Below are 23,635 nucleotides of genomic sequence, written 5' to 3' on the forward strand. Positions count from 1 at the left end.
TCCCTTTCCTCAGGTCGTGCTCGCGGTACGGCGCTGGACCAGCACGGCGGCGACGATGATCGCGCCCTTGGCGATCTGCTGGACGTCGCTCTGCAGGTTGTTCAGGGCGAAGATGTTGGTGATCGTGGTGAAGATCAGGACGCCGAGCACGGAGCCGGTGATGGTGCCCCGCCCGCCGGTGAGGAGGGTGCCGCCGATGATCGCGGCGGCGATGGCGTCGAGTTCGTAGAGGTTGCCGTTGGTGTTCTGGCCGGAGCCGGCCAGGACGATCAGCAGGAAGGCGGCGATGCCGCAGCACAGTCCGGACAGCAGGTAGAGGTAGAGCCGCTGGCGGCGGACGTCGATCCCGGCGAGCCGGGCGGCCTCCGGGTTGCCGCCGACGGCGACGGTGCGCCGGCCGAAGGTGGTGCGGTTGAGCACCAGCCAGCCGATGACCGTGACGACGGCGAACACCATGACCAGGGGCGGGATGCCGAGGACGTAGGCGTCGCGCTCGCCGAGGTCCAGGACCGAGGGCACGGTGACGATCTGCGTCTTGCCGTCGGTGATCTGAAGGGCGAGGCCGCGGGCCGAGGCCAGCATCGCGAGGGTGGCGATGAACGGCACCATCGCGCCGTAGGCGATGAGCACCCCGTTGACCAGGCCGCAGCCGACGCCGACGACCACCGCCGTGAAGAGGATGCCGGCGAAGCCGTACTCCTGGGTGGCGACGGTCGTGGCCCACACGGAGGCGAGCGCCACGATCGCGCCGACCGACAGGTCGATGCCGCCGGAGATGATGACGAAGGTCATGCCGACGGTTACGACACCGATGACCGACGCCTGGGTGAGGACGAGTTGCAGGTTGCGGGTGTCGAGGAACTCGTCGGGCTTGGTGATGCCGCCGATGAGGATCAGCACGGCGAGTACGCCGAGCAGGGACAGCGTGCGGACGTCGGCGCGGAACAGCAGGCCGCGCCAGGCGGGGGGCCGGACCTGGGGCACCTTGTCGGTGCTGCTGTCCAGCGGCGGGGAGACGGGCTGCGTCATGACGCCGGGCTTCCTTCCATGACCAGGTCGAGTACGCGGTGTTCGTCGAGCTCGCGCGCGGGTGCCGTGTGGACGACCCGGCCCTCGCGCAGCACCAGCACGCGGTCGGCGAGGCCGAGCACCTCGGGCACCTCGCTGGAGACCAGCAGCACGGCGAGGCCCTCGTCGGCGAGCCGGCGGATGACCGCGTAGAGCTCGGCGCGGGCGCCCACGTCGACGCCGCGGGTGGGTTCGTCGAGCAGCAGCACCTTGCAGCCGCGCAGCAGCCAGCGGGCGAGGACCGCCTTCTGCTGGTTGCCGCCGGACAGGGTGCGCACGGGCACGGACGGGTTGTCGGGCCGCAGCGACAGCTCGCGGGTCGCGGCCCGGGCGGCGCCGAGTTCGGCGCCCCGGTCGATCCAGCCGGCGCGTGCGAAGCGGGACATGGAGGAGACCGACACGTTGCGGGTGACCGACTCCAGCATCAGCAGGCCCTGCGCCTTGCGTTCCTCGGGAGCGAGCCCGAGTCCGGCCCGGACGGCGGCCCGTACGCTGCCGGGCTTCAGGGCCCTGCCGTCGACCTGTACTTGACCGCTCGTCGGTTTGCGGGCGCCGTAGACGGTCTCCAGGATCTCGGAGCGGCCCGAGCCGACGAGTCCGGCGAGGCCGACGATCTCTCCGGGCCGCACCTCCAGGTCGAAGGGCTCGAACTCCCCTTGCCGGGACAGGTTTTGGACCTTCAGGACGGGTTCGCCGGGCGGCGGGGAGACGGGCCGGCCGGGGAAGACGTACTCGACGTTGCGGCCGGTCATCAGGGCGACGACCTCGCGGGTCGGGGTGGACTTGGCCGGGAGTCCGTTCGCGACGGCCCGGCCGTCCTTCAGCACCGTCACCCGGTCGCCGATGCGGCGGATCTCCTCCAGGCGGTGCGAGATGTAGACAACGGCGACTCCCGCGGCGGTGAGGTCGCCGACGATGCGGAAGAGGTTGTCGACCTCGTCCGGGTCGAGGGCGGCGGACGGCTCGTCCATCACGATGAGCCGTACGTCGTGGGAGAGCGCCCGGGCCATGGACACGATCTGCTGCTGGGCCGCGGACAGCTCCCCGACCAGCCGTGCCGGGTCGATCTCGGGGTGCCCAAGTCGTTTGAGCAGAGCGGCTGTTGACGCCCTGGCCGTCTTGCCGCGGACGACGAACCCGGCGGTGGTCGGCTCATGTCCCAGGTGCACGTTCTCGGCGACCGACAGGTGCTCCACCAGGTCGAGTTCCTGGTAGATGGTGGCGATGCCCAGGCGCATGGCGGCGATCGGCGAACGGAGCGTCACCTCCTCGCCGCGCCAGCGGATGCCGCCTGTGTCGGGCTGGTGGGCGCCGGCCAGCACCTTGATGAGGGTGGACTTGCCGGCCCCGTTCTGGCCGAGCAGGCAGTGCACCTCACCGGCCTGGACGTCGAGAGCGACGCCGTCGAGGGCCCGGACTCCGGGGAACGACTTGGTGATGCCGGACATGCTGAGCAGCGGTGGTTCTGGTGCCATGAGGTCCCCTTGGCGGGCGTGCGGGCCGGTTTCAGGGCAGGGCGGAGCGAAGCGGAGCAGGACACTGCGCGGGGCGGTGCTGGTACGCCGTACTGGACTCGGTGCTTACGCGGGTGAGAAGAGGTGGTCGCTGATGAGCCGGGCACCGCCGATGACTCCGGCGGTGGGGCCCAGCTCGCCCAGGACGATGGGCAGGTTGCCGGTCGCGAGCGGGAGCGACTGGCGGTAGACCTGGGTGCGGATCGCGGCGAGCAGGGTGTGACCGAGGCCGGTCACCCCGCCGCCGATCACCACCAGGCCCGGGTTGAAGAAGCTGACCAGGCCGGCGATGACCTGGCCGGTACGGTTGCCGCCCTCGCGGATCAGGTCGAGGGCGGTGGCGTCACCGGCGGAGGCCGCGGCGGCGACGTCGACGGCGGTGAGGCCGCCGTTCGTCTCCAGCCGCGAGGCCAGTTCGGCCGAGAGCCCCTGCTGGGCGGCTTCCACGGCGTCGCGGGCCAGGGCCGCCCCGCTGAAGTGGGCTTCCAGGCAGCCCCGGTTGCCGCAGGCGCAGGGGCGCCCGTCGGGGACGGCCTGGATGTGCCCGATGTCGCCGGCGCTGCCCGTCGTACCGCGGTAGACCTCACCGCCGACGACGATGCCGCAGCCGATGCCGGTGCCGATCTTGACGCAGAGGAAGTCGGCGACGGTGCGGGCGACGCCCGCGTGCTGCTCCCCCATCGCCATGAGGTTCACGTCGTTGTCGACCATGACCGGGCAGCCGAGTTCCTGGCTGAGCGCCTCCCGCACGGGGAAGCCGTCCCAGCCGGGCATGATCGGCGGTGCCACCGGGATGCCCTCGGGGAAGCGGACCGGGCCCGGGACGCCGATGCCGGCGCCGTCGAACCCTTCCGCGAGCCCGGAGGCCCTCAGTTTGGCGGCCATGGTGAGGACCTGCTCGAAGACCGCGACGGGACCTTCGCGCACGTCCATGGGCTGGTTGAGGTGCCCGAGGGTCTCCAGTTCGGCGTTGGTGACGGCGACGTCGACCGAGGTCGCGCCGATGTCGACGCCGAGGAAGCGCAGTTCGGGGTTGAGCCGGATGTTGTGGGAACGGCGGCCACCGCGCGAGGCGGCGAGTCCGTCGGCCACGACCAGTCCCGTCTCCAGCAGCCGGTCCACCTCGACGGCCAGCTTGGACCGCGAGAGGTCGACCTGATCGCCCAGCTGGGCACGGGAGTTGGGGCCGCCGTCGCGCAACAGCCTGAGCAGCCGGGCCTGGTGGGCGTTCGCGGGTCGCGCGGTCATACGTCTCACGAGCCCCTCCCCGCCTCGATCGGCCTGTGCGCGCCGGTTCTCCGCCACCTCGGTGGCGTGCTTTCGGAGGGAACGTAGCAGCGGCTGCCGGAGGTGGGAAGAAGTCGCGCAGGAATTGCCCACCACTTTTTCCACTCACAGGACAAAGAAGCGGTGACGGGTGCCCGCGGTGCGGCCGTGCGGTGGCGTGGGGCGCTACGAGCGCGAACGCGCGTGGTACGACCGGCGCGTGTGCTCCGTGTGGGCGCGCATCAGTTGGGTGGCGCGCTGTTCGTCCCGGTCGGCGACCGCGGCGATCAGTTCGCGGTGCTCGATCCAGGACTGGTGGCCGCGCTGCCGGGCCACCGGCGTGTAGTACCAGCGCACACGCCGGTCGACCTGGGCGGCGAGTTCGGCGAGGACCGCGTTGCCGGCCAGCTCCATGATCTTGGCGTGGAAGCGGGCGTTCATGGCGACGGCCCCGTCCACGTCGTCGGCCTCGACGGCCTTCTCGCCCTGAGCGCACAGCGCTTCCAGGGCGGCGATGCCCGCGCTGTTCGCGCCCGCCGCCGCGAGCCGGGCCGCCTCGGCCTCCAGGAGCGTACGGACCGTGAGGAGCTGGTCGGCCTCCTCCTCCGTCGGCTCGTGCACGAACGCACCCTGGGCTGGCCGCAGATCGACCCATCCCTCGGTGTTGAGCCGCTGGAGCGCCTCCCGCACGGGCTGCCGGGAGACGCCGAGATGCCCGGCGAGTTCGCTCTCGACGAGGTGCTGGCCGGGCTGGAGCGCACGGGTGGTGATGAGTTCGAGCAGTGCCTCGTAGACACGGTCGCGCAGCGGACCCGGGCGTTCCAGCTTGGGTACCGCCCCTTGGGGCAGGCCTGTCGACAGCATCGCGGTCCCCCTCCTCGGCAGGGCCGTGCACAGCGCGGCGCGAGCCGGTATCGCCGCAGAGTCAGTATTGATTGTCTTTCGTCTACAGTCTACGGCGCACAAGAGCCAGCGTTCCGGGGAGTTGACCGCGTCACACCACCCCGCGGCTCAGGGGCAGCGCACGACCTGCCCCGCGTACGACAGGTTCCCGCCGAAGCCGAACAGCAGCACCGGGTCGCCCGTGGCGACGGCCCCCTGCTCGATGAGCTTCGAGAAGGCCAGCGGGATGCTCGCGGCCGAGGTGTTGCCGGACTCCGTGACATCGCGCGCGACGACGGCGTTGACGGCGCCGATCTTCTCCGCGAGGGGTTCGATGATGCGCAGGTTCGCCTGGTGCAGCACGACTCCGGCGAGGTCGGCCGGCTCCAGACCGGCCCGCTCGCAGGCCCGGCGCGCGATGGGCGGCAGCTGCGTGGTGGCCCAGCGGTAGACGCTCTGCCCCTCCTGGGCGAAGCGCGGCGGGGTGCCCTCGATGCGCACCGCGTTGCCCATCTCGGGCACCGAGCCCCACAGCACCGGCCCGATGCCCTGCTCGCCGGCGGCCTCCACCACCGCTGCGCCCGCTCCGTCACCGACGAGCACGCACGTGGTGCGGTCGCTCCAGTCGGCCACCTCGGACATCTTGTCGGCCCCGATGACCAGCACCCGGCTCGCGCCCCCCGCGCGGACGGCGTGGTCGGCGGTGGCCAGGGCGTGGGTGAAGCCGGCGCACACGACGTTGAGGTCCATGGTGGCGGCCTGCGGGATGCCCAGGCGGGCCGCGACCCGGGCGGCCATGTTGGGCGAGCGGTCGATGGCGGTGGAGGTGGCGACCAGCACCAGGTCGATGTCGGCCGGGCTCAGGCCGGCGGCGGCCAGGGCCTTGGCGGCGGCGTGGGCGGCCAGCTCGTCGACCGGCTCGTCGGGGCCCGCGATGTGGCGCGTGCGGATGCCGACCCGGCTCCTGATCCACTCGTCACTGGTGTCGACCAGGCCCGCCAGGTCCTCGTTGGTGAGCACCTTGGCGGGCTGGTAGTGGCCGACGGCGGCGATGCGCGAGCCGTTCATCTGGGTGGATCCCCCTCGTTGCCTTGGGTAGCGGATCCCCCAGTCTGATCAGTGACTCACGGGTACGGCGGCAGCCAAGGCAACAGGAAACGGGCGCCGGGGTTGTCAGCTTCCGTCAGCACCCTGGACGCCCGGGCACCTGTCGAACGTCCGCCCGGGGCACCGGCGCCTACCCGGTGAACAGCTGCGTCGCCTTCCGGACGAGTTCATACAGCCCGTAGGCGAGCGGCACACCCACCCACACCCAGGCGAAGGCGATCAGCCACCGCCGGTCCGGGCTAGGCGGACTCTGACTGCTGGTGCTCGGCACGGGCGGCCTCCTTCGGGGCGGGGACGTGGTGGCGGGGGTCGACGGGCCGGACCAGTTCGTTGGCGACGAAGCCGACGACGAGCAGCCCGATCATGATCACGAAGGACAGTCCGTACAGGGACGCGCCGTGCCGGCCCGCCTCCTCCTGCCGGTCGGCGATCCAGTTCACGATCAGCGGGCCGAGCACCCCGGCCGTGGACCAGGCGGTGAGCAGCCGCCCGTGGATGGCGCCGACCTGGTAGGTGCCGAACAAATCCTTCAGATAGGCCGGAACCGTGGCGAAACCACCCCCGTAGAAGGAGAGGATGACGAGCGCGCACAGGACGAACAGGGGCTTGGAGGAGTCGCCGAAGAGGGCGATGAGCGCGTACATGAGCGCACCGACGCCCAGGTAGACGCGGTAGATGTTCTTGCGGCCGATGAGGTCGGACGTCGACGACCAGCCGATGCGGCCGGCCATGTTGGCCGCGGACAGCAGCGCGACGAAGCCGGCGGCTGCGGTCACCGAGACCGGTGTGGAGGTGTCCGCGAAGAAGTCCGTGATCATCGGCGCGGCCTTCTCCAGGATGCCGATGCCGGCGGTGACGTTCATGCAGAGCACGATCCACAGGCACCAGAACTGCGGCGTGCGGATGGCCTGGTTCGCTGAGACCTGCGGGCCGACGAGAACACTCGGCCCGCCCTCCACGGGCCTCTCGGTGCGAGGCACCCGGACCAGGAGCACGCCCAGCAGCATGAACACCGCGTACGACAGCCCGTGCACGAGGAAGGCCAGCGCGATGCCGGAGCTGTCGCCGCCGAACGACTCCAGCATCTGGGCCGACCACGGCGAGGCGATGAGCGCGCCGCCGCCGAAGCCCATGATGGCGATGCCGGTGGCCATCCCCGGCCGGTCCGGGAACCACTTGATCAGGGTGGAGACGGGCGAGATGTAGCCGATGCCGAGGCCGATGCCGCCGACGAAGCCGTAGCCGAACACGATCAGCCAGTACTGCTCCAGGGACGCGCCCAGCGCGGAGAGCAGGAAGCCCGAGGAGAAGCAGACCAGGGCGACGGCCATCGCCCAGCGCGGGCCCTTGCGTTCCACGAGCGTGCCGCCGAACGCGGCCGACAGGCCCAGCATGACGATGCCCAGCTGGAAGGGCAGGGCGCTCTGGGTGCCGCTGAGGCCGAGCGCGGACTCCAGGGGCGGTTTGAACACGCTCCAGGCGTAGGCCTGGCCGATGGAGAGATGGACGGAGAGAGCGGCGGGCGGAACGAGCCAGCGGCTCCAGCCCGGGGGTGCGACTGGGGGACTCATGAACCCCGGACGGTAGGGATCCGCGGGGGAGTTGAGAAGGCGGCGCGTCGACGGTATGCGGTGAGCGGTATCCAGCATGCGCCGAACGGTCGGCGCACGAACCCTTGCCGCCCCAACCTCCATACTGTAGACAATATTTCGTCGACACAAGCCGTCCGCGAGCCATACGCGACCCGTCGGGCGGCCGGACGGCAGCCACCTCCGCGGTATCCCTCAAACCGAACGGAGTGTTCCCGTGAAAGTCGCAGTTCTCGGCGCCGGCGCCATCGGCGCCTACGTCGGCGCCGCGCTCCACCGCGCGGGTGCCGAGGTGCATCTCATCGCCCGTGGACCGCATCTGGCGGCCATGAGGCAGCACGGAGTCCGGGTGCGCAGCCCACGCGGCGACTTCACCGCGCACCCCCACGCCACCGACGACCCGGCCGAAGTCGGCCCGGTCGACCATGTCTTCCTGGGCCTGAAGGCCAACGCGTACGCGGCGTGCGGGCCGCTGATCGCGCCTTTGCTGCACGAGACGACGTCGGTCGTCGCGGCCCAGAACGGCATCCCCTGGTGGTACTTCCACCGGCACGGCGGCCCGTACGACGGCCGGCGTGTCGAGAGTGTCGACCCGGACGGCGCGGTCAGTGCGGTGCTCGCGCCCGAACGGGCCATCGGTTGTGTCGTCTACGCCGCGACCGAACTCGAAGGCCCGGGTCTCGTACGCCACTTGGAGGGCACGCGGTTCTCCATCGGTGAGCCGGACCGCAGCCGCTCCGCGCGCTGCCTCGCGTTCAGCGAGGCCATGCGGGCGGGCGGCCTGAAGTGCCCGGTCGAGCCCGATCTGCGGAGCGACATCTGGGTCAAGCTGCTCGGCAACATCTCGTTCAACCCGATCAGCGCACTGGCCCGCGCGACCATGCGGCAGATGTGCCTGCACGGCGGCACCCGCAAGGTCATCGAGATCATGATGACCGAGACGCTGGCGGTCGCCGAGGCCCTCGGCTGCGAGGCCGGGGTCTCCATCGAGCGCCGACTCGCCGGTGCCGAGCGGGTCGGCGACCACCGCACCTCCACGCTCCAGGACCTGGAGCGCGGCAAGCCGCTCGAACTGGACGTGCTGCTCGCGGCGGTCGTCGAGCTGGCGGAGATCACCGGCGTGGAGGTGCCCACCCTGCGCACCGTGCACGCCATCTCGGACCTGCTCGCGCTGAGGAGCGCCGCATGAGGAAACGGCAACCGAAGACCTACACCCGTCTGACGCACCCGCTCGTCCGGGACTCCCGCGACGAGCCGTTCCGGCAGGCCACCTGGGAGGAGGCCCTTGACCGGGCCGCCCTGGGCCTCGGACGCAACCGCGACGCCTTCGGCATGTTCAGCTGCGCCCGCGCCACCAACGAGATGAACTACGTGGCGCAGAAGTTCGCCCGCGTCGTGATGGGCACCAACAACGTCGACTCCTGCAACCGCACCTGTCACGCCCCGAGCGTGGCGGGCCTGTCGGCGGCGTTCGGCTCCGGCGGCGGCACGTCGTCGTACGAGGAGATCGAGCACACCGACGTCATCGTGATGTGGGGCTCCAACGCCCGCTTCGCGCACCCGATCTTCTTCCAGCACGTGCTGAAGGGGATCAGGAACGGCGCCCGGATGTACGCGGTCGATCCGCGCCGCACCTCGACCGCCGAGTGGGCGGAGAGCTGGATGGGGCTCAACGTCGGCACGGACATCCCGATGGCCCACGCGATCGGCCGCGAGATCATCCACGCGGGGCTCGCCAACGAGGCGTTCATCGCGCGGGCGACCAGCGGCTTCGAGGAGTACAAGGCCCTGGTCGAGCCATGGACCCTGTCGCTCGCCGAGAAGGTGACGGGCGTACCGGCGGCGGCGATCCGCGAGCTGGCGCACGCCTACGCCCGTGCGGAGCGGGCCCAGTTGTGCTGGACCCTCGGCATCACCGAGCACCACAACGGCACCGACAACGTCCGCGCCCTGATCAACCTGTCGCTGCTCACCGGGCACGTCGGCCGCTACGGCTCGGGCCTGCAACCGCTGCGCGGGCAGAACAACGTGCAGGGCGGCGGCGACATGGGCGCGATCCCCAACCGGCTGCCCGGCTTCCAGGACATCCTCGACCCGGAGGTGCGGCTCAAGTTCGAGTCGGCCTGGGACACGGTGATCCAGCCGCACTACGGCCTGAACCTCACGGAGATGTTCGAGGCCATGGAGGACGGCAGCCTCAAGGCCGTCTACTGCATCGGCGAGAACCCGGCCCAGTCCGAGGCCGACAGCGAGCAGGCCGTGCGGCGGCTGAAGGCTCTGGACTTCCTGGTCGTGCAGGACATCTTCCTCACGAAGACCGCCGAGCTCGCGGACGTCGTCCTGCCGGCCACCGCCGGCTGGGCGGAGACCGACGGCACGACCACCAACAGCGAACGACGGGTCCAGCGGGTCCGCAAGGCCGTCGCCCCGCCCGGCGAGGCCCGCGAGGACATCGACATCCTCTGCGACCTCGCCGCCCGCCTCGGCCACGACTGGAAGTACGCGGATGCCGAGACGGTGTGGAACGAGCTGCGGGCCGTCTCGCCCGACCACTACGGCATGACGTACGAGCGCCTGGAGGAGCACCAGGGCATCCAGTGGCCCTGCCCGAGCACGGACGCCCTCGAACCCACCTACCTGCACGGCCGGTTGTGGGAGACCGATCCCTCCCGGCGCGGCCCGCTCGCGCCCTTCGGTCTCGTGCAGCACGACCCGCCCGTGGACCTCACCGACGACCGGTATCCGATCCGGCTCACCACCGGGAGGCGGCTCGACTCGTACAACACCGGTGTGCAGAGCGGCGGTTACGCCTCGCCGCTCAGGCGCGGCGAGTTCATCGAGCTGAGCCCGGAGGACGCCGAGCACTACGGGGTCGTGGTCGGCGAGCAGGTCCAGGTGACCTCGCGGCGCGGGTCGGTGACCGCTCCCGTGTGGGTGGACACCGCACTGCGGCCCGGCCTCGCTTTCATGACCATGCACTTCCCCGACGAGGTGGACACCAACGCCCTGACGATCGAGGCGAACTGCCCGATCGCGGGGACGGCGGAGTTCAAGGCGTCGGCGATCCGGATCGAGAAGCTGCCCATCGCGACCATCGTGGGGTGACGCACTGTGGACCTGCACTTCGGTGACAGCAAACCGACGGACGAGGAACGGGCGGCCGTCGACGCCCTGCTCGGGCCTCCCGAGTCCTCCTGGGAGGGCGCCGCCCGCGACGAGATGCGAGCCGCCGACCTGCGGTGGGCCCGTGGCGGACGTGCGGCCCGGGACCGGCGCGACCTGCTGTTGCCGGGGCTGCACGCCGTCAACGACCGGATCGGCTGGATCAGCGAGGGCGCCCTCGACTACCTGTGCCGGCGGCTGACCGTGCCCCCGGCGGAGGCCTACGGGGTCGCCACGTTCTACGCCATGTTCTCCCTCAAGCCGCGTCCGGCGACCGTGCTGCACGTGTGCACGGACCTGGCGTGCGCGGCGGCCGGGGCGCCGGAGCTGTGTGCCGGGATCGAGGCGCGGCTGGGACCCGGCAGCGGGGTGAGCGTCGAGCGCAGCCCGTGCCTGGGTCTGTGCGAGCGGGCCCCCGCGGCGCTCGCGATCAAGGCCGGGGATCCCGTCCGTACGGCGGTCTCGGCGCCGGCGACCGTCGAGGAGGCCGTACTCGCCGCCTCCTCGCCCGGTTCCGCGCCCGAGGAGACACCGGCCGCGCCGGCGGTGCCCCAGGCGGGGCAGGACGGTCTGATGCTGCTGCGCCGCGTCGGCGTGGTCGACCCGTCGTCCCTCGACGACTACCGCGCCCACGGCGGCTGCACCGCCCTGCGCCGGGCCTTCGAGCTGGGCCCCGCCGGGGTGATCCGCGAGGTCACCGACTCGGGCCTGGTCGGGCGTGGCGGCGCCGCGTTCCCCACCGGCCGCAAGTGGCAGGCCACGGCGTCCCGGCCCGACCGTCCGCACTACGTCGTCTGCAACGCCGACGAGTCGGAGCCGGGCACCTTCAAGGACCGGGTGCTCATGGAGGGCGACCCGTACGCGCTCGTCGAGGCGATGACGATCGCCGGGTACGCGACCGGCGCCCACAAGGGCTACCTCTACCTGCGCGGCGAGTACCCGCGCGCCCTGCGCCTGCTGGAGCACGCGATCGCGCAGGCCCGTGCCCGCGGAATGCTCGGCGACGACGTGCTCGGGCAGGGGTACGCCTTCGACATCGAGATCCGGCGCGGCGCCGGCGCCTACATCTGCGGTGAGGAGACGGCCCTGTTCAACTCCATCGAGGGCTACCGGGGCGAGCCCCGCTCCAAGCCGCCGTTCCCGGTGGAGAAGGGCCTGTTCGGCAAGCCGACGGTCGAGAACAACGTCGAGACGCTGGTGAACGTCCTGCCGATCCTGACCATGGGAGCCCCGGCGTACGCGGCGATCGGCACCGGCCGCTCCACCGGGCCGAAGCTGTTCTGCGTGTCCGGGAGCGTGGAGCGGCCCGGTGTCTACGAGGTGCCCTTCGGCGCGACGCTCGGGGACGTCCTCACCCTGGCCGGGGTGCGCGAGGGGCTGCGGGCGGTGCTGCTCGGCGGAGCCGCGGGCGGTTTCGTGCGGGCCGACGAGCTGGACATCCCGCTCACCTTCGAAGGCACGCGCGATACCGGCGCGACCCTGGGCTCCGGAGTCGTCATGGCCTTCGACGACAGCGTGCCCCTGCCCCGGCTGCTGCTGCGCATCGCGGAGTTCTTCCGGGACGAGTCGTGCGGTCAGTGCGTGCCGTGCCGGGTCGGGACGGTACGGCAGGAGGAGGCGCTGCACCGGATCGTGGAGCGCACGGGCGCCGACGCCGCCGGGGACATCGCGCTGCTGCGGGAGGTCGGCCGCGCGATGCGGGACGCCTCGATCTGCGGTCTCGGGCAGACCGCGTGGAACGCCGTGGAATCCGCCATCGACCGTCTGGGGGCGTACGCATGACCGTCACACCGCTGGGGATCCCGCGCCGCATGCTGGAGTTCACCCTCGACGGCGAGGAGGCCCGGGTCCCTGAGGGCTCGACCGTCCTGGACGCCTGCCGGGTGGCCGGGAAGGACGTCCCGACCCTGTGCGAGGGCGACACCCTGCGCCCGAAGAACGCCTGCCGGGTCTGTGTGGTCGAGGTCGAGGGGTCCAGGACGCTCGTGCCGGCCTGCTCGCGCAAGGCGGAGCCGGGCATGGAGGTCCGCACGGACACCGAGCGCGCCCGGCACAGCCGCAAGGTCGTCCTGGAACTGCTCGCGTCCTCGGTCGACCTGTCGACGACCCCGCAGGTCGCCGGGTGGCTCAGGGAGTACGAGGCGAAACCGGACCGCTTCGGCCCGGACGCGGCCCGGCTGAACGAGGAGCCGAAGGTCGACAACGACCTGTACGTGCGCGACTACGGCAAGTGCATCCTCTGCTACAAGTGCGTCGACGCCTGCGGCGACCAGTGGCAGAACTCCTTCGCGATCTCGGTCGCGGGGCGCGGCTTCGACGCCCGGATCGCGGTGGAGCACGACGCGCCGCTCACCGACTCGGCGTGCGTGTACTGCGGCAACTGCATCGAGGTGTGCCCGACGGGCGCGCTGTCGTTCAAGTCCGAGTTCGACATGCGGGCGGCGGGCACCTGGGACGAGTCCGCCCAGACGGAGACGACCACGGTGTGCGCGTACTGCGGAGTGGGCTGCAACCTGACGCTGCACGTGCAGGACAATGAGATCGTGAAGGTCACCTCGCCGCACGACAACCCGGTGACCCACGGCAACCTCTGCATCAAGGGCCGCTTCGGCTACCAGCACGTACAGAACCGGGACTGATCAGGACATGGGACGAGTCACGGAACGACGCAAGGTTCTCCGCATCCGCGACGGCGCGGTCTCCAGCCGCCCGGACACCCTCGTCGCCGAGGAACCCCTGGAGATCCGGCTCAACGGAAAGCCGCTGGCGATCACCATGCGCACCCCGGGCGACGACTTCGCCCTGGCGGCGGGCTTCCTGGTGAGCGAGGGGGTGCTGGGCGCGCAGTCGGACCTGCGGAACATCGTCTACTGCGCGGGCGCCACGGCTGGGGGCACCTCCCGCTCGAGCGGAGCCGAGAGTGGGGGAGGGGTGAACACGTACAACGTGGTCGACGTCCAGACGGCCCCGGACGTCGTGGTCCCGGACATCACGCTGGAGCGCAACGTCTACACGACGTCGTCCTGCGGGCTGTGCGGCAAGGCGTCGCTGGACGCGGTGCGCACCACGGCCCGCTTCCCCATCGCCGACACTCCCCCGGTCCGGGTCTCCCCCGAGCTGCTCGCGAGCCTGCCCGACCGGCTGCGCGCGGCCCAGCGGGTCTTCGACCGGACGGGGGGCCTGCATGCCGCGGCCCTGTTCACGGAGGAGGGCGAGCTGCTGGACGTCCGGGAGGACGTGGGCCGGCACAACGCGGTCGACAAGCTGGTCGGCCGTGCCCTGCAGAACGGGGAGCTGCCGCTGTCCCGGGCGATCCTGCTCGTCTCGGGCCGGGCCTCCTTCGAGCTGGCGCAGAAGGCCGTGATGGCCGGCATGCCGGTCCTGGCGGCCGTGTCGGCGCCGTCCTCGCTGGCGGTGGACCTCGCGGCCGAGACGGGTCTGACGCTGGTGGGCTTCCTGCGGGGCAGCTCCATGAACGTGTACGCGGGTGAGGACCGGATCGCTCTGCGGGCCGCGGCCGCCCAGGGCTGAACAGGTTCCCTCCGCGACACGGCGGCGGGGCCCCGACCGGCGGGGAGCGCCCCCTGCGCCGCAGGGGCCCCGTCTCGGCCTGCCCGGGGCGTCCCGCCTAGTCGGCCGTGGCGGATATCCGGAGCAGCATGGCCATGAACTGCTCCCGCTCGGCCGCCGACAGCGGTGCGAGCAGTTCGTCGTTGGCCGCGCGGGCCGCCACCTCGCAGCGCTTCAGCAGCCGGCCTCCCCGCGCGGTGAGGGACACCGCGTTCTTGCGGCGGTCCCGTGGGTCCGGCTCGCGTACCACCAGGCCCGCCGCCTGGAGGTCGTTGAGGACTCCGACCAGGTCTTTCGGGTCCAGCCGGACGCCGCGGCCGAGGTCGGCCTGGGCGACGGGCCCGAGGTCGCGGACGGCGGACAGCACCACGTGGTGCCACATCCGCATGTCCTCCTCGGCCAGCGCCGCGGCCACCAGGGCCCTCCCGCGGGCGGCGGCACGGCCGAGCAGCCAGCTGGGCAGGGAGCGGATCGCGGTGAGGGGGGCTTCCGACATGGCCGCAGCCTAACCACACCATCGTTGGTTCTTCCTATGATCCTCCTATACCGTTGGTCTCCCCAATGAATCCGTTGGGATCACCAACGACTCCGGAGGGTGCGATGCGCCGCGTCCGCTACGAATCCCGAGGCGGCCCCCTGTTCGTGGAAGAGGCACCGCTGCCCGCACCGGGCCCCGGGGAGCTGCTCGTGCGCGCGGAGGCGATCGGCGTCACGCTCCCGGTCGTCCGCAAGGTCAGCGAGGCGGACGAGCCCGGGCCCCTCGGAGGCGAGGTCGCCGGGGAGGTCGCGGCCGTCGGTGAGGGCGTCACCCGCTTCGGCACCGGCGACCGGGTGACGGGCCTGTGCTTGGGCCACGGCTACGCCGACTTCGCGCTGCTGCACGAAACCATGGCCTCTCCGATTCCGGCGGACGCGGGCGCCGTCGACGCGGTCGCCCTGGTCCGCAGCGGCCTGGTCGCGCTCGGCGCCCTGGAGGCGGCCCGCCCCCAGCCGGGCGAGGCGGCCCTGGTCACCGCGGCCGCGAGCGGCGTCGGTCACCTGGCCGTGCAGCTGGCCAGGACGCGCGGCGCCGGACGGGTCGTGGGAGCCGTCTCCGACCCCGCCAAGGCCGACTTCGTCCGGGCCCTCGGCGCCGACCACGTCATCGCGTACGGCGACACCGGCTGGGGCACACCGGTCGACTACGTCCTGGACGCGGTCGGCGGAGAGCTGCTCACCCCGGCCCTGCACGCGCTCGTCCCCGAGGGGCGGCTGGTGGCGTACAGCTCGGGCGGCGGCACCATCCAGGCGTACGACCTGCTCGTGGACGCCAAGTCGGTGATCGGGTTCCAGATGGCCCGGGTCGCCCGCGGGAAGCCGGAGCTGTACGAGCAGTGGCGCGAGGAGCTGTGGCGGTTGTTCGCGGCGGGGGAGCTCAGACCGGCCGTGCACGGGGCGTTCGCCCTGGAGGACGCGACGAAGGCGCACGGGGAGATCGAGGGCCGGTCCAACCTGGGCAAGGTCGTCCTGATCCCCTGACGCACGCTTCTTGTGGGGGGTTCGTGAACCCAAGTACCGTCTGTGGCCCACACATTGGACATGGGATGTCTGGATGACCGGATGTCTTTTCCCATGCCCGGGTGGTCCAGCCGACAGACGCACCAGCCGGCAGACGCATGAAGGGCAGGCCGCACCATGCCGTCAAGTCTTCGCGCACGTCTGAGATCCACCCTGACCGCCGCCGTCGCCGCCGGGGCACTGCTCGCGCCCACCGCTCCGGCGCACGGCCAATCAGCCTCCGCAGTACACGAGTTCGACCAGCAGGTGCTCTTCAAGGCGTCCCGGGACCCGGGCTACGCCTGCTTCCGGATCCCGGCGATCGTGCGCACCACCAGGGGCACGCTGCTCGCCTTCGCCGAGGGCCGCGTCCTCAACTGCGGTGACGCCGCCGACATCGACATCGTCCTCAAGCGCTCCACCGACGGCGGCCGCACCTGGGGGCCGCTCCAGGTGGTCACCGAGGGCGCGGGCGACACGCATGGCAACCCGGCGCCCGTCGTGGACCGCAGGACGGGACGGATCCTGCTGGCCGAGACGTTCAACACCGGCCGCACGGACGCCGGCAACTGCTCCGTCCCCTGCGACCGCACCCCGCACCTTCAGTACAGCGACGACGACGGCCGGACCTGGTCGGAGCCGCGCGATCTGAGCGGCGAGATCCTGCCCGAGCACTGGAACTCCTGGTACGCGACCGGGCCCGTGCACGGTATCCAGCTGACCCGCGGCAAGCACGCCGGGCGACTGGTGTTCGGCGTCAACAGCGAGACGTGGAACGGCAGCCGGGTCTCCGCCAATCACGCCGCGCTCGTCGTCAGCGACGACGGCGGCGACTCCTGGCGGGTCGGTGCCACGGACACCTGGCCCATAGCGCAGGACGGCATGTTCCGGCAGAAGCCGTCCGAGGTGACGCTCACCGAACGCGCCGACGGCGCCCTGCTCGTCAGCGGCCGGGAGCAGGACGGCACCGACCTGGGCCACCGCTCCCAGACCCTCAGCCTCGACGGCGGCGACAGCTTCGCCACCCCCTTCCGCGACCTTCCGGACCTGTACACCCCGCAGGTCCAGGGCGCGACCCTGCGTCTCGGCGGCCGGATGCTGCTGTCCGCCCCGGCCGACCCCGACCGCCGCCGCACGATGATGGTCCGCTCCTCCTACGACGGCGGACGGACCTGGGAGAGCGTGGACCGGGGCACGGTCGTCACCACGGACTGGTCCGGCTACTCCGACATGGCGGCCCTGGGCGGCGGGGCGGTGGGCCTGCTGTACGAGGGCGGCGCGGTCGACGCACGCGACGAGATCCGCTTCGCCCGCTTCACGCAGGACTGGCTGAAACCGCGCCGGGGAGCCGACCCGACCACGCGCGACGCGGCGGCGGGCGCCAGGCCCGCGGCCGTGCTCGGCGGTGCCGGGCGCACGGCCGGTGTCCGCGGCGGTGCGTTGTCGTTCGACGGCACCGACGACGCCGTGCGGCTGCCCTACCGGTCCCGGCTCCCGCTCGGGGAAGGCGACTTCACGGCCTCGCTGCACTTCCGCTACACGGCCACGACCGGTGAGCAGCCCTTCCTGTGGATGGGCGGCATCGGCACCACCCAGCCGCAGATCTGGCTGCGGGGGGAACCGGCGGGCGACCGGGTCCGAGGGCTGATCACCACCCGGTCCGGCGCGACGACCGTCAGGTCCGCCTCGGTCTCGGCCGACGGCGCCCACAACGACGGCCGCTGGCACCACCTGGCCCTGCGCCGCGGCGGAGGGCAGTTGACGCTCTTCCTCGACGGCGAGGCGATCGGCACGGCGGACGTGCCGGGCTCGGTCAGCCGCAACTCCCCGTTCGGCGTGCACATCGGCCAGCGCATGGACAGCCGGGCGTTCCTCACGGGGGCGATCGACGACGTCCGGGTGTGGAACCGGGCCCTGAGCGACCAGGAGTTGGCCTCCGGCGCGTCGGGCGCGGCCTCGCGGGGCACGGTGCTGTGGCTGCCCATGGACCAGGTGCGCGGCAGCAACTAACGTCACACGGCGTGCCAGACGACTCAGGAGCATTACGTGCACGACAGCGCACGGGAACCGGGATCGGCCTGCTGCTGGTCCTGGTTCTCGGCGCCGCACTGCTGATCGCCCTGCCCGGCGACGACGGTCCGGACGACGACGCCTGCCGGGCGCTGACGGTCGGCTCCTGGAAGGCGGACGACGGCCTCACCGCCGAGTTCGCCCGCTACGGCGACGACCCGGGCCGCACGGACGACTGGACCGGCGGTGACGGCACCCACTCGGTCCGGCTGCCGGACGGCCGGGTGCTGTGGCTGTTCTCGGACACCTATCTCGGCCGGGTGTACGGTCCGCCCAATCCGCACGGCGAGTCCTACGCCTGGCGGGACGCGGGCACGCCGCTGGTGCGCAACTCCGCCGTGCTGATGCGCGACGGCCGCCTCGAATCCACCCTGCCCGCCCCCCTGTTCGCCGACCCGGCGCCCAACCAGTGGCGCTGGCCGGTCGCCGCCCGCGTCGAACCCCGCTCCCCCGGTTCCTCCGAGCAGGTCGTCCGGGTGCTGCTGTGGGTGCGCACGGCGGGACAGTCCCCCTGGATCTACGGCGTGCCCACCGCGACCGAGGTCGCCACCCTGTCGTTGCCCGGGCTGCGCCTGGAGTCGGTCACCGAGGTGCTCGACCAGCGGCCGGTCGCCGACCCGTCCCGGCGGGTGCTGTTCGGCACCACGCTGGTCGAGGAGGGCGGCTGGACCTATGTGTTCGGCGGCGACGACGGCCGGCCCGCCGCCCGCCCCGTCTCGCACGCGTACGCGGCCCGGGTCCCCGAGGGCGCGCTCGCGGACCCGGCGGCATGGCAGTACTGGAGCGGCTCGGCGTGGGTGCCCCGGGCCCGGCCCCGGCCGGTGCTCGGGGACGAGCGGCGCAAGGGCGTGGGCAGCGCCTTCTCGGTCGTCCGGGACGGCGGCACGTACGTGCTGTTCACGATGGCCGCCGGCCCGAAGGGGCTGACCACCGTGGCGTCCTACTGGGCCTGCTCCCCCGCCGGGCCGTGGCACGGTCCGGCGAAGGAGTTCAGCCCGCCGCTGCCGCAGGGGCAGGTGGCCGCCTACAACCCGCAGGCGCATCCGGTGCTGAGCGGTGAGGGGCGGCTCGTCCTGAGCTACGACGTCAACTGGCTGGAGATGACGGGCGCCGCCGACCGGCTCAGCCGGAACGTGTCCCTGTACCGACCGCGGTTCGTGTCGCTGCGGCTGGCTGCGCCGCGCTGACCTCCGCCGCCGCTTCCCGCGCGCGCCGCTTGGCGATCACCGCGCACACGATCAGCTGCATCTGGTGGAAGAGCATCAGCGGCAGCACGGCGAGCGCCGCCTGCGCGCCGAACAGGACGCTCGCCATGGGCAGTCCGGCGGCCAGGGACTTCTTCGAGCCGGCGAACTGGATCGCGATCCGGTCCGCCCGGCCGAAGCGCAGCGCCTTGCCGCCGTACCAGGTGAGCAGCAGCATCACGGCGAGGACGACCGCCTCGACGACGACCAGGCCGCCCAGCCGCGCGGGGCTGACCTGGCGCCAGATGCCCTGGACCACGCCCACGCTGAACGCGGTGTAGACGACGAGCAGGATCGAGCCTCGGTCGACCAGGGCGAGGACCCGCTTGTGGCGGGTGACGAAGCCGCCGATCCAGCGCCTCAGCAGCTGCCCGGCGAGGAAGGGGACCAGCAGTTGCAGCACGATCTTCAGCAGCGAGTCGGCGGAGAATCCGCCCCCGCTGCCGCCGAGCAGCGATGCGGCCAGCAGCGGGGTGGCGACGATGCCGACCAGGGAGGAGAAGGAGCCCGCGCAGATGGCGGCGGGCACGTTGCCGCGGGCCATGGAGGTGAAGGCGATCGACGACTGGACGGTCGACGGGACCAGCGTCAGGAAGAGCAGGCCCTGGTAGAGCGGGTGCGTCAGGATCACCGGCACGAGCCCGCGGGCCGCGAGTCCGAGCAGGGGGAAGACGAGGAAGGTGCAGGCCAGGACGGTGATGTGGAGCCGCCAGTGGCGCAGGCCGTCGAGCGCCTCACGGGTGGACAGCCGGGCGCCGTACAGGAAGAACAGCAGGGCCACCGCGGCCGTGGAGGCACCGGAGGCGACGTCCGCGGCCGGCCCGCGTGCCGGGAACAGGGCGGCGAGGCCCACCGTCCCGAGGAGAAGCAGGATGTAGGGGTCGATCGGCATCCAGCTCGGCCAGTGCAGGCGTTTCACGGTGCTCCACTTGCTTGGTACTTCGGTCGGTCCGGGGCCGCAGCGGCCCCCTTCCATCGTGCTCCCCCACCCGGCGATCGGGAATCCCGTATACCACTCTCACTGCCATCACGTTCCGCGATAACCTGGCGCCATGTACGACCCGGCCCAGTTGCGCACGTTCCTGTCGGTGGCGCAGACGCTGAGCTTCACGCAGGCCGCGCGCCGCCTCGGACTGCGGCAGTCGACGGTCAGCCAGCACGTGCGGCGGCTGGAGGCCGCCGCCGGGCGGACGCTGTTCGCCCGGGACACGCACTCGGTGGAGCTGACGGAGGACGGCGAGGCCATGCTCGGCTTCGCGCGCCGGATCCTGGAGGTGCACGAGCAGGCGGCGGCGTTCTTCGCGGGCACCCGGCTGCGCGGCCGGCTGCGCTTCGGCGCATCGGAGGACTTCGTGCTGACCCGGCTGCCGGAGATCCTGGAGGGCTTCCGGCACGAGCACCCGGAGGTCGACCTGGAGCTGACGGTCGAGCTGTCGGGCACGCTGCACGAGCAGCTGGCCGCCGGGAAGCTGGACCTGGTCCTGGCCAAGCGGCGGCCCGAGGACCCGCGGGGCGAGCTGGTCCGGCACGACCGGCTGGTGTGGATCGGCGCGGAACGCCTCCGGCTCGACCCGGACCGTCCGGTGCCGCTCATCGTCTACCCGCCGCCGGGCATCACCCGCGCGCTCGCCCTGGAGGCGCTGGAGCGGCAGGGGCGGCAGTGGCGGGTGGTGTGCACCAGCGGCAGCCTCAACGGCCTCGTCGCGGCGGCACGGGCCGGCCTCGGCGTGATGGCGCACTCCCGCGGCCTCATCCCGCCGGGTCTCGTCCGGGTCCCGGACCGGGCGGGGCTGCCGGAGCTGGGCCAGGTCGACTTCGTGCTCGTCCACGGCCGCCGCCGGTCCTCCGCCCAGGGCGCGGCTGACGCTCTGACGGCGGCGATCCTGGCGGGCGGGGACCGGCTGCGCCGCACCGAGCGCAAGGGGCTGTGACGCACCGGAGTGACACAATCCGCCGGTCTCCGCGGGGCCGGTGAACGGGATGCGGCGGCCGGCGGGGATCGAGGTCGGGGCCTGGGTCCGCTTCGGCGGGCAGGTCCGCGCGGTGACCGCGGTGACCACGACGACGGTCACGCTGGCCGAGACGGACGGGCCGGCGGTCGCCGTCGAGTTGGCCGCGCTGCTGCAGGGGGAGGACTTCGCGGCCGTCGACGTCCCGGTGCGTCAGCCGCTGCCGGCGGCGTCGCTGCTGGAGACGTTCCCGACGCCGGTGAGGGAGAAGGCCCTGTGGTGGGAGGGGCACATCCCGGAGGTCCTGCACGGGCTGCCGCCCGGCGCCGAACCGGGGACATCGCCGGCGGCCCGAGTACGGGCCGGACCGCTCGGCCGTCAGATCCTCGTACCGGGTGCCGCAGCCGGTCGGCTGCACCCATGTGGCCACCACGTGGTCGTCGCGCTCACCGCGCACCGTCCTCGCCTGCTCCCGCTTCCGCCAGTTCGGCGGGCGCGAGGACGTGGTCGAGCCAGGCGGCGAGCGCGTTCGTGGCGTCTGGGTCGGCCTGGGCGAGACGGCCGGCGAACTCGAGGTCGCCATCGGCGGCCGGTGCGCCGGTGCGGGCGAGCGCGGCGAGTGCCTGGGGGGCACCTGGAAGTACGGCGACGACTATCTGTATGTGCGACCCTGCATCCCCTCCAACGACTCACTGTCCCCGTACCAGGGCTTCCAGCAGGAGGCGGTGACGGCGGACGACGGCACAACCCACACCCGCTTGAAGAGCGGAGACGGGCGCTGCCTGACGGCTCCGGCAACGGACGGCACCGTCGAGAGGGGGTTTCCGACGCTGGAGATGTGCAACAGCGAGACGCCGACCCAGTACTTCAACCTCGTCCCTGTCGACGCATACCCCGCGAAGCCGCAAGCCCCCCCGGCCGTCGGGGCACGCCACGCCAAGCTCGCCGCACCCCGGGACACGCCAATCTTCGATGACACGCGATCAAGCTTCGCTGGCACAGAACAGCCGACACGGAGTGTGACAGGTCGGCTTTGCTGCTGAGCAGGGGTGTCACGCTGTCACGCCGAATCGGCCCCATGGCGGGGTTCTGGAGCCCATTGTCGTGTGCCATCGAGCATTGGCCGCCTGTCAACGAACCTCAAGTAACGCGCGTTTGCGTCATCGAAGTTTGATCACCGCAGGTCCAAGCCTCACGAGGCCGAGCCGGGCCCAGGTGAGCAACCGCACGGCCGACGCAGTCGAGCGTGAGGATCCGAAGGCTTTGTGTGCCCTCAGGGGCCCAACACCGCCAAGCCATGCGGCTGGCACTCGACGGCAGGAGACGTCAGCCGAGCAAGCCCAAGGCGCCGTTGCTAAGCAAGCCGAGCGCTTCCAAGAGACTCCCCCCCGCATTCAACAAACCGTTGAGGATTGCGTCTGCGGCTCCGAACGGCAGGGCGGCGAGGGCATGCAAGGGGTCGGCGGGGGCGGCGCTTGCCGTGGCAGCACTGCCGAGCACAGCGGACGCCGTGAGCGCGGTGGTAATGAGCACAGAACGCATGCGCATGAAGGGCTCCTTCAGAGCGGTTGAAAGTGATCAACTCACGAACGTGCAACACGAAACCCGCGTCACTGACAGAGCACGAAAATCACTCGGACGATCCGCCGAGCCAAGCGCCGACCGACCCAGGGAACCGACGCGATGGCCGAGCCGGGCCGGCTGGGCGACTGACGACTTGCGCGGTCGAGCGTGAGGATCCGAAGACCCGCACGGCACCGTAGCGCCCTGACCAAGGGAAGTGTCGGTCAAACTTCGATGGCACGCGCTCAAGGTTCGATGACACAGGACACCGCACCCTGGAGACGTGGCTCGCGCTCACCCTCGACGAGGTACGGCAGGCGATCGCCCGGGCCGAGCAGCGGGAGCGCGAACCGGCGTACGGACGCGAGCACCGGCCGAAGCCGCCCGGCTGGCTACTGGAACAGGGCCTGAACCGAGACGCGCCGCCGGTCCAGGTCCACGTCGGCGACTGCTGGAACTCCGGCAAGCGCGTCCATGGCATCGGAGCCGGGACGAAGCGCTGCGGGCGGTCGCCGACGGAGTGAAGGCGTGCGGGGCGTGCAGACCGGACACGGAGCTGGGCTACCTCGACGGGTGATCTCGCCGTGCGGGTGGGGGCCGGCGTGTGCGATCCCTTGCCGGGGCGCGGCTCGCCCCCCATTTGGGCGCGGGATCGTCGCTCGTCCGTGCCTATCCGTTGCGGCAATGATCATGTGGCAGGCAGGTGCTCCTAGTTTGGGACCAGTGTGCAGCCGACCGGCCGCGCCTGCCGTTGAAAGGAGTCAAGGGAATGAGCGATCACGCAAACGCTGACGAGGACGCAAATTTCAGCGAACACGAGATCGACATTGTCGCCATCCAGGGCGGTGTCAGCAGGGAGGAAGCCGTCAAGTTGCTGCGTGCCAACGACGGCGACCCAGTTTCGGCCCTGGTCGCACTCGGCGGCTGACCGCTAGGTCGCCGGCGCGTCAGCTGGTCATCGAGTGGCGTCAGCTGCGGGCGGCACCCATCCGGTCCCTGGAACCTCCCCAATGTGGACATTCAACGGGTGCTGCCGCGTGGCTACCCGACGGGCGTGACAGGCAGCGTGACAGGGGCCGTAACACCTCTGGCGTGACCATGGGTGATCAGTTCAG

23 protein-coding genes are annotated in these 23,635 nt (G+C 71.8%); 13 read left to right on the forward strand and 10 right to left on the reverse strand.

Translation table 11 applies throughout. The annotated features are described in order from the left end of the window. Positions 1-9 precede the first annotated feature (9 nt). The 7 genes from GTY56_RS04815 to GTY56_RS04840 all read right to left on the reverse strand — a co-directional run bounded on the left by GTY56_RS04815 (position 10) and on the right by GTY56_RS04840 (position 7,408). Entirely contained in the window at positions 10-1,029 is a 1,020-nt protein-coding gene (locus GTY56_RS04815) for an ABC transporter permease (RefSeq protein WP_161362790.1), read from the reverse strand. Further along, complete coding sequence (locus GTY56_RS04820) at positions 1,026-2,543, reverse strand: sugar ABC transporter ATP-binding protein (RefSeq protein WP_161362792.1); 1,518 nt, start codon at positions 2,541-2,543, stop codon at positions 1,026-1,028. The genes GTY56_RS04815 and GTY56_RS04820 overlap by 4 nt, the downstream gene beginning before the upstream one ends. Positions 2,544-2,648: 105 nt before the next feature. After that, positions 2,649-3,830, reverse strand: a complete 1,182-nt coding sequence (locus tag GTY56_RS04825) for an ROK family transcriptional regulator (RefSeq protein WP_161362844.1) — start codon at positions 3,828-3,830, stop codon at positions 2,649-2,651. Positions 3,831-4,034: 204 nt separating this feature from the next. Further along, complete coding sequence (locus GTY56_RS04830; protein ID WP_161362794.1) at positions 4,035-4,712, reverse strand: GntR family transcriptional regulator; 678 nt, start codon at positions 4,710-4,712, stop codon at positions 4,035-4,037. Between the two features lie 147 nt (positions 4,713-4,859). Next, complete coding sequence (locus tag GTY56_RS04835; protein ID WP_161362796.1) at positions 4,860-5,798, reverse strand: beta-ketoacyl-ACP synthase III; 939 nt, start codon at positions 5,796-5,798, stop codon at positions 4,860-4,862. 169 nt (positions 5,799-5,967) lie between these two features. Then, entirely contained in the window at positions 5,968-6,108 is a 141-nt protein-coding gene (locus GTY56_RS39775; protein WP_202509746.1) for an MFS transporter small subunit, read from the reverse strand. Continuing rightward, positions 6,077-7,408, reverse strand: a complete 1,332-nt coding sequence (locus GTY56_RS04840; protein WP_161362798.1) for an OFA family MFS transporter — start codon at positions 7,406-7,408, stop codon at positions 6,077-6,079. The genes GTY56_RS39775 and GTY56_RS04840 overlap by 32 nt, the downstream gene beginning before the upstream one ends. Positions 7,409-7,643: 235 nt before the next feature. Between GTY56_RS04840 and GTY56_RS04845 the strand changes: the two genes are divergently transcribed. From GTY56_RS04845 to fdhD, 5 genes are read left to right on the forward strand one after another with little or no spacing between them, the layout of a single operon-like run. After that, positions 7,644-8,615 carry a 2-dehydropantoate 2-reductase gene (locus GTY56_RS04845; protein ID WP_161362800.1) on the forward strand — a complete coding sequence of 324 codons (972 nt, stop codon included), beginning with the start codon at positions 7,644-7,646 and terminating at the stop codon, positions 8,613-8,615. Further along, positions 8,612-10,531: a molybdopterin oxidoreductase family protein gene (locus GTY56_RS04850; RefSeq protein ID WP_161362802.1), complete on the forward strand. Its 1,920-nt coding sequence runs from the start codon at positions 8,612-8,614 to the stop codon at positions 10,529-10,531. Before GTY56_RS04845 ends, GTY56_RS04850 begins: the two co-directional genes overlap by 4 nt. A gap of 6 nt (positions 10,532-10,537) precedes the next feature. Next, the gene (locus GTY56_RS04855) at positions 10,538-12,370 is read left to right on the forward strand and encodes an NAD(P)H-dependent oxidoreductase subunit E (RefSeq protein WP_161362804.1); all 1,833 of its coding nucleotides are present in this window, start codon (positions 10,538-10,540) and stop codon (positions 12,368-12,370) included. Continuing rightward, on the forward strand, positions 12,367-13,227 hold the full coding sequence (locus GTY56_RS04860) for a 2Fe-2S iron-sulfur cluster-binding protein (RefSeq protein WP_161362806.1): 861 nt from the start codon (positions 12,367-12,369) through the stop codon (positions 13,225-13,227). Before GTY56_RS04855 ends, GTY56_RS04860 begins: the two co-directional genes overlap by 4 nt. Before the next feature lie 7 nt (positions 13,228-13,234). Next, complete coding sequence (fdhD, locus tag GTY56_RS04865; RefSeq protein ID WP_161362808.1) at positions 13,235-14,119, forward strand: formate dehydrogenase accessory sulfurtransferase FdhD; 885 nt, start codon at positions 13,235-13,237, stop codon at positions 14,117-14,119. 97 nt (positions 14,120-14,216) lie between these two features. Here the strand turns inward: fdhD and GTY56_RS04870 are convergent, their stop codons facing one another. Next, complete coding sequence (locus GTY56_RS04870; protein ID WP_161362809.1) at positions 14,217-14,654, reverse strand: MarR family winged helix-turn-helix transcriptional regulator; 438 nt, start codon at positions 14,652-14,654, stop codon at positions 14,217-14,219. Positions 14,655-14,758: 104 nt separating this feature from the next. On the opposite strand from GTY56_RS04870, the gene GTY56_RS04875 reads away from it, so the two are divergent. From GTY56_RS04875 to GTY56_RS04885, 3 genes are all read left to right on the forward strand, one after another. Beyond that, positions 14,759-15,676 (forward strand): quinone oxidoreductase family protein, encoded by a 918-nt coding sequence (locus GTY56_RS04875; RefSeq protein ID WP_161362811.1) that lies wholly within the window; start codon positions 14,759-14,761, stop codon positions 15,674-15,676. Between the two features lie 156 nt (positions 15,677-15,832). Then, complete coding sequence (locus GTY56_RS04880; RefSeq protein WP_161362813.1) at positions 15,833-17,704, forward strand: sialidase family protein; 1,872 nt, start codon at positions 15,833-15,835, stop codon at positions 17,702-17,704. 11 nt (positions 17,705-17,715) lie between these two features. Next, on the forward strand, positions 17,716-18,951 hold the full coding sequence (locus GTY56_RS04885; RefSeq protein ID WP_161362815.1) for a DUF5005 domain-containing protein: 1,236 nt from the start codon (positions 17,716-17,718) through the stop codon (positions 18,949-18,951). On the opposite strand, the gene GTY56_RS04890 is transcribed toward GTY56_RS04885, so the two are convergent. Beyond that, on the reverse strand, positions 18,887-19,900 hold the full coding sequence (locus tag GTY56_RS04890) for a bile acid:sodium symporter family protein (RefSeq protein WP_161362845.1): 1,014 nt from the start codon (positions 19,898-19,900) through the stop codon (positions 18,887-18,889). The two genes, GTY56_RS04885 and GTY56_RS04890, sit on opposite strands and share 65 nt — an antisense overlap. A 160-nt stretch (positions 19,901-20,060) precedes the next feature. On the opposite strand from GTY56_RS04890, the gene GTY56_RS04895 reads away from it, so the two are divergent. Together GTY56_RS04895 and GTY56_RS04900 are read left to right on the forward strand one after the other, a co-directional pair. After that, positions 20,061-20,939, forward strand: a complete 879-nt coding sequence (locus tag GTY56_RS04895; protein WP_161362817.1) for a LysR substrate-binding domain-containing protein — start codon at positions 20,061-20,063, stop codon at positions 20,937-20,939. Between the two features lie 413 nt (positions 20,940-21,352). Next, positions 21,353-22,000 carry a hypothetical protein gene (locus GTY56_RS04900; RefSeq protein WP_161362819.1) on the forward strand — a complete coding sequence of 216 codons (648 nt, stop codon included), beginning with the start codon at positions 21,353-21,355 and terminating at the stop codon, positions 21,998-22,000. 283 nt (positions 22,001-22,283) lie between these two features. Here GTY56_RS04900 and GTY56_RS04905 read toward each other — a convergent pair whose 3' ends face one another. Beyond that, positions 22,284-22,505: a hypothetical protein gene (locus GTY56_RS04905; RefSeq protein WP_161362820.1), complete on the reverse strand. Its 222-nt coding sequence runs from the start codon at positions 22,503-22,505 to the stop codon at positions 22,284-22,286. A gap of 422 nt (positions 22,506-22,927) precedes the next feature. On the opposite strand from GTY56_RS04905, the gene GTY56_RS41510 reads away from it, so the two are divergent. The 3 genes from GTY56_RS41510 (at position 22,928) to GTY56_RS04910 (ending at position 23,448) form a co-directional block, all read left to right on the forward strand. Next, positions 22,928-23,044 carry a hypothetical protein gene (locus tag GTY56_RS41510; protein WP_524540079.1) on the forward strand — a complete coding sequence of 39 codons (117 nt, stop codon included), beginning with the start codon at positions 22,928-22,930 and terminating at the stop codon, positions 23,042-23,044. After that, a complete protein-coding gene (locus GTY56_RS41515) occupies positions 23,041-23,097 on the forward strand; it encodes a hypothetical protein (RefSeq protein WP_524540080.1) in 57 nt (18 codons plus the stop codon). The genes GTY56_RS41510 and GTY56_RS41515 overlap by 4 nt, the downstream gene beginning before the upstream one ends. A 192-nt stretch (positions 23,098-23,289) precedes the next feature. Further along, positions 23,290-23,448: a UBA domain-containing protein gene (locus GTY56_RS04910; RefSeq protein ID WP_161362822.1), complete on the forward strand. Its 159-nt coding sequence runs from the start codon at positions 23,290-23,292 to the stop codon at positions 23,446-23,448. Positions 23,449-23,635: the final 187 nt, after the last annotated feature.

Origin of the sequence: Streptomyces sp. SID5643, assembly GCF_009872555.1 — a bacterium.
Lineage (GTDB): Bacteria > Actinomycetota > Actinomycetes > Streptomycetales > Streptomycetaceae > Streptomyces > Streptomyces iakyrus.

Coding starts and splice junctions, on each gene's coding strand:
- GTY56_RS04835 (WP_161362796.1), bottom strand. CDS start 5,798: ATGAACGGCTCGCGCATCGCCGCCGTCGGCCACTACCAGCCCGCCAAG.
- GTY56_RS04820 (WP_161362792.1), bottom strand. CDS start 2,543: ATGGCACCAGAACCACCGCTGCTCAGCATGTCCGGCATCACCAAGTCG.
- GTY56_RS04880 (WP_161362813.1), top strand. CDS start 15,833: ATGCCGTCAAGTCTTCGCGCACGTCTGAGATCCACCCTGACCGCCGCC.
- fdhD (WP_161362808.1), top strand. CDS start 13,235: ATGGGACGAGTCACGGAACGACGCAAGGTTCTCCGCATCCGCGACGGC.
- GTY56_RS04875 (WP_161362811.1), top strand. CDS start 14,759: ATGCGCCGCGTCCGCTACGAATCCCGAGGCGGCCCCCTGTTCGTGGAA.
- GTY56_RS04860 (WP_161362806.1), top strand. CDS start 12,367: ATGACCGTCACACCGCTGGGGATCCCGCGCCGCATGCTGGAGTTCACC.
- GTY56_RS04890 (WP_161362845.1), bottom strand. CDS start 19,900: ATGCCGATCGACCCCTACATCCTGCTTCTCCTCGGGACGGTGGGCCTC.
- GTY56_RS04825 (WP_161362844.1), bottom strand. CDS start 3,830: ATGACCGCGCGACCCGCGAACGCCCACCAGGCCCGGCTGCTCAGGCTG.
- GTY56_RS04830 (WP_161362794.1), bottom strand. CDS start 4,712: ATGCTGTCGACAGGCCTGCCCCAAGGGGCGGTACCCAAGCTGGAACGC.
- GTY56_RS04905 (WP_161362820.1), bottom strand. CDS start 22,505: ATGCGCATGCGTTCTGTGCTCATTACCACCGCGCTCACGGCGTCCGCT.
- GTY56_RS04815 (WP_161362790.1), bottom strand. CDS start 1,029: ATGACGCAGCCCGTCTCCCCGCCGCTGGACAGCAGCACCGACAAGGTG.
- GTY56_RS04910 (WP_161362822.1), top strand. CDS start 23,290: ATGAGCGATCACGCAAACGCTGACGAGGACGCAAATTTCAGCGAACAC.
- GTY56_RS04870 (WP_161362809.1), bottom strand. CDS start 14,654: ATGTCGGAAGCCCCCCTCACCGCGATCCGCTCCCTGCCCAGCTGGCTG.
- GTY56_RS04850 (WP_161362802.1), top strand. CDS start 8,612: ATGAGGAAACGGCAACCGAAGACCTACACCCGTCTGACGCACCCGCTC.
- GTY56_RS04840 (WP_161362798.1), bottom strand. CDS start 7,408: ATGAGTCCCCCAGTCGCACCCCCGGGCTGGAGCCGCTGGCTCGTTCCG.
- GTY56_RS04895 (WP_161362817.1), top strand. CDS start 20,061: ATGTACGACCCGGCCCAGTTGCGCACGTTCCTGTCGGTGGCGCAGACG.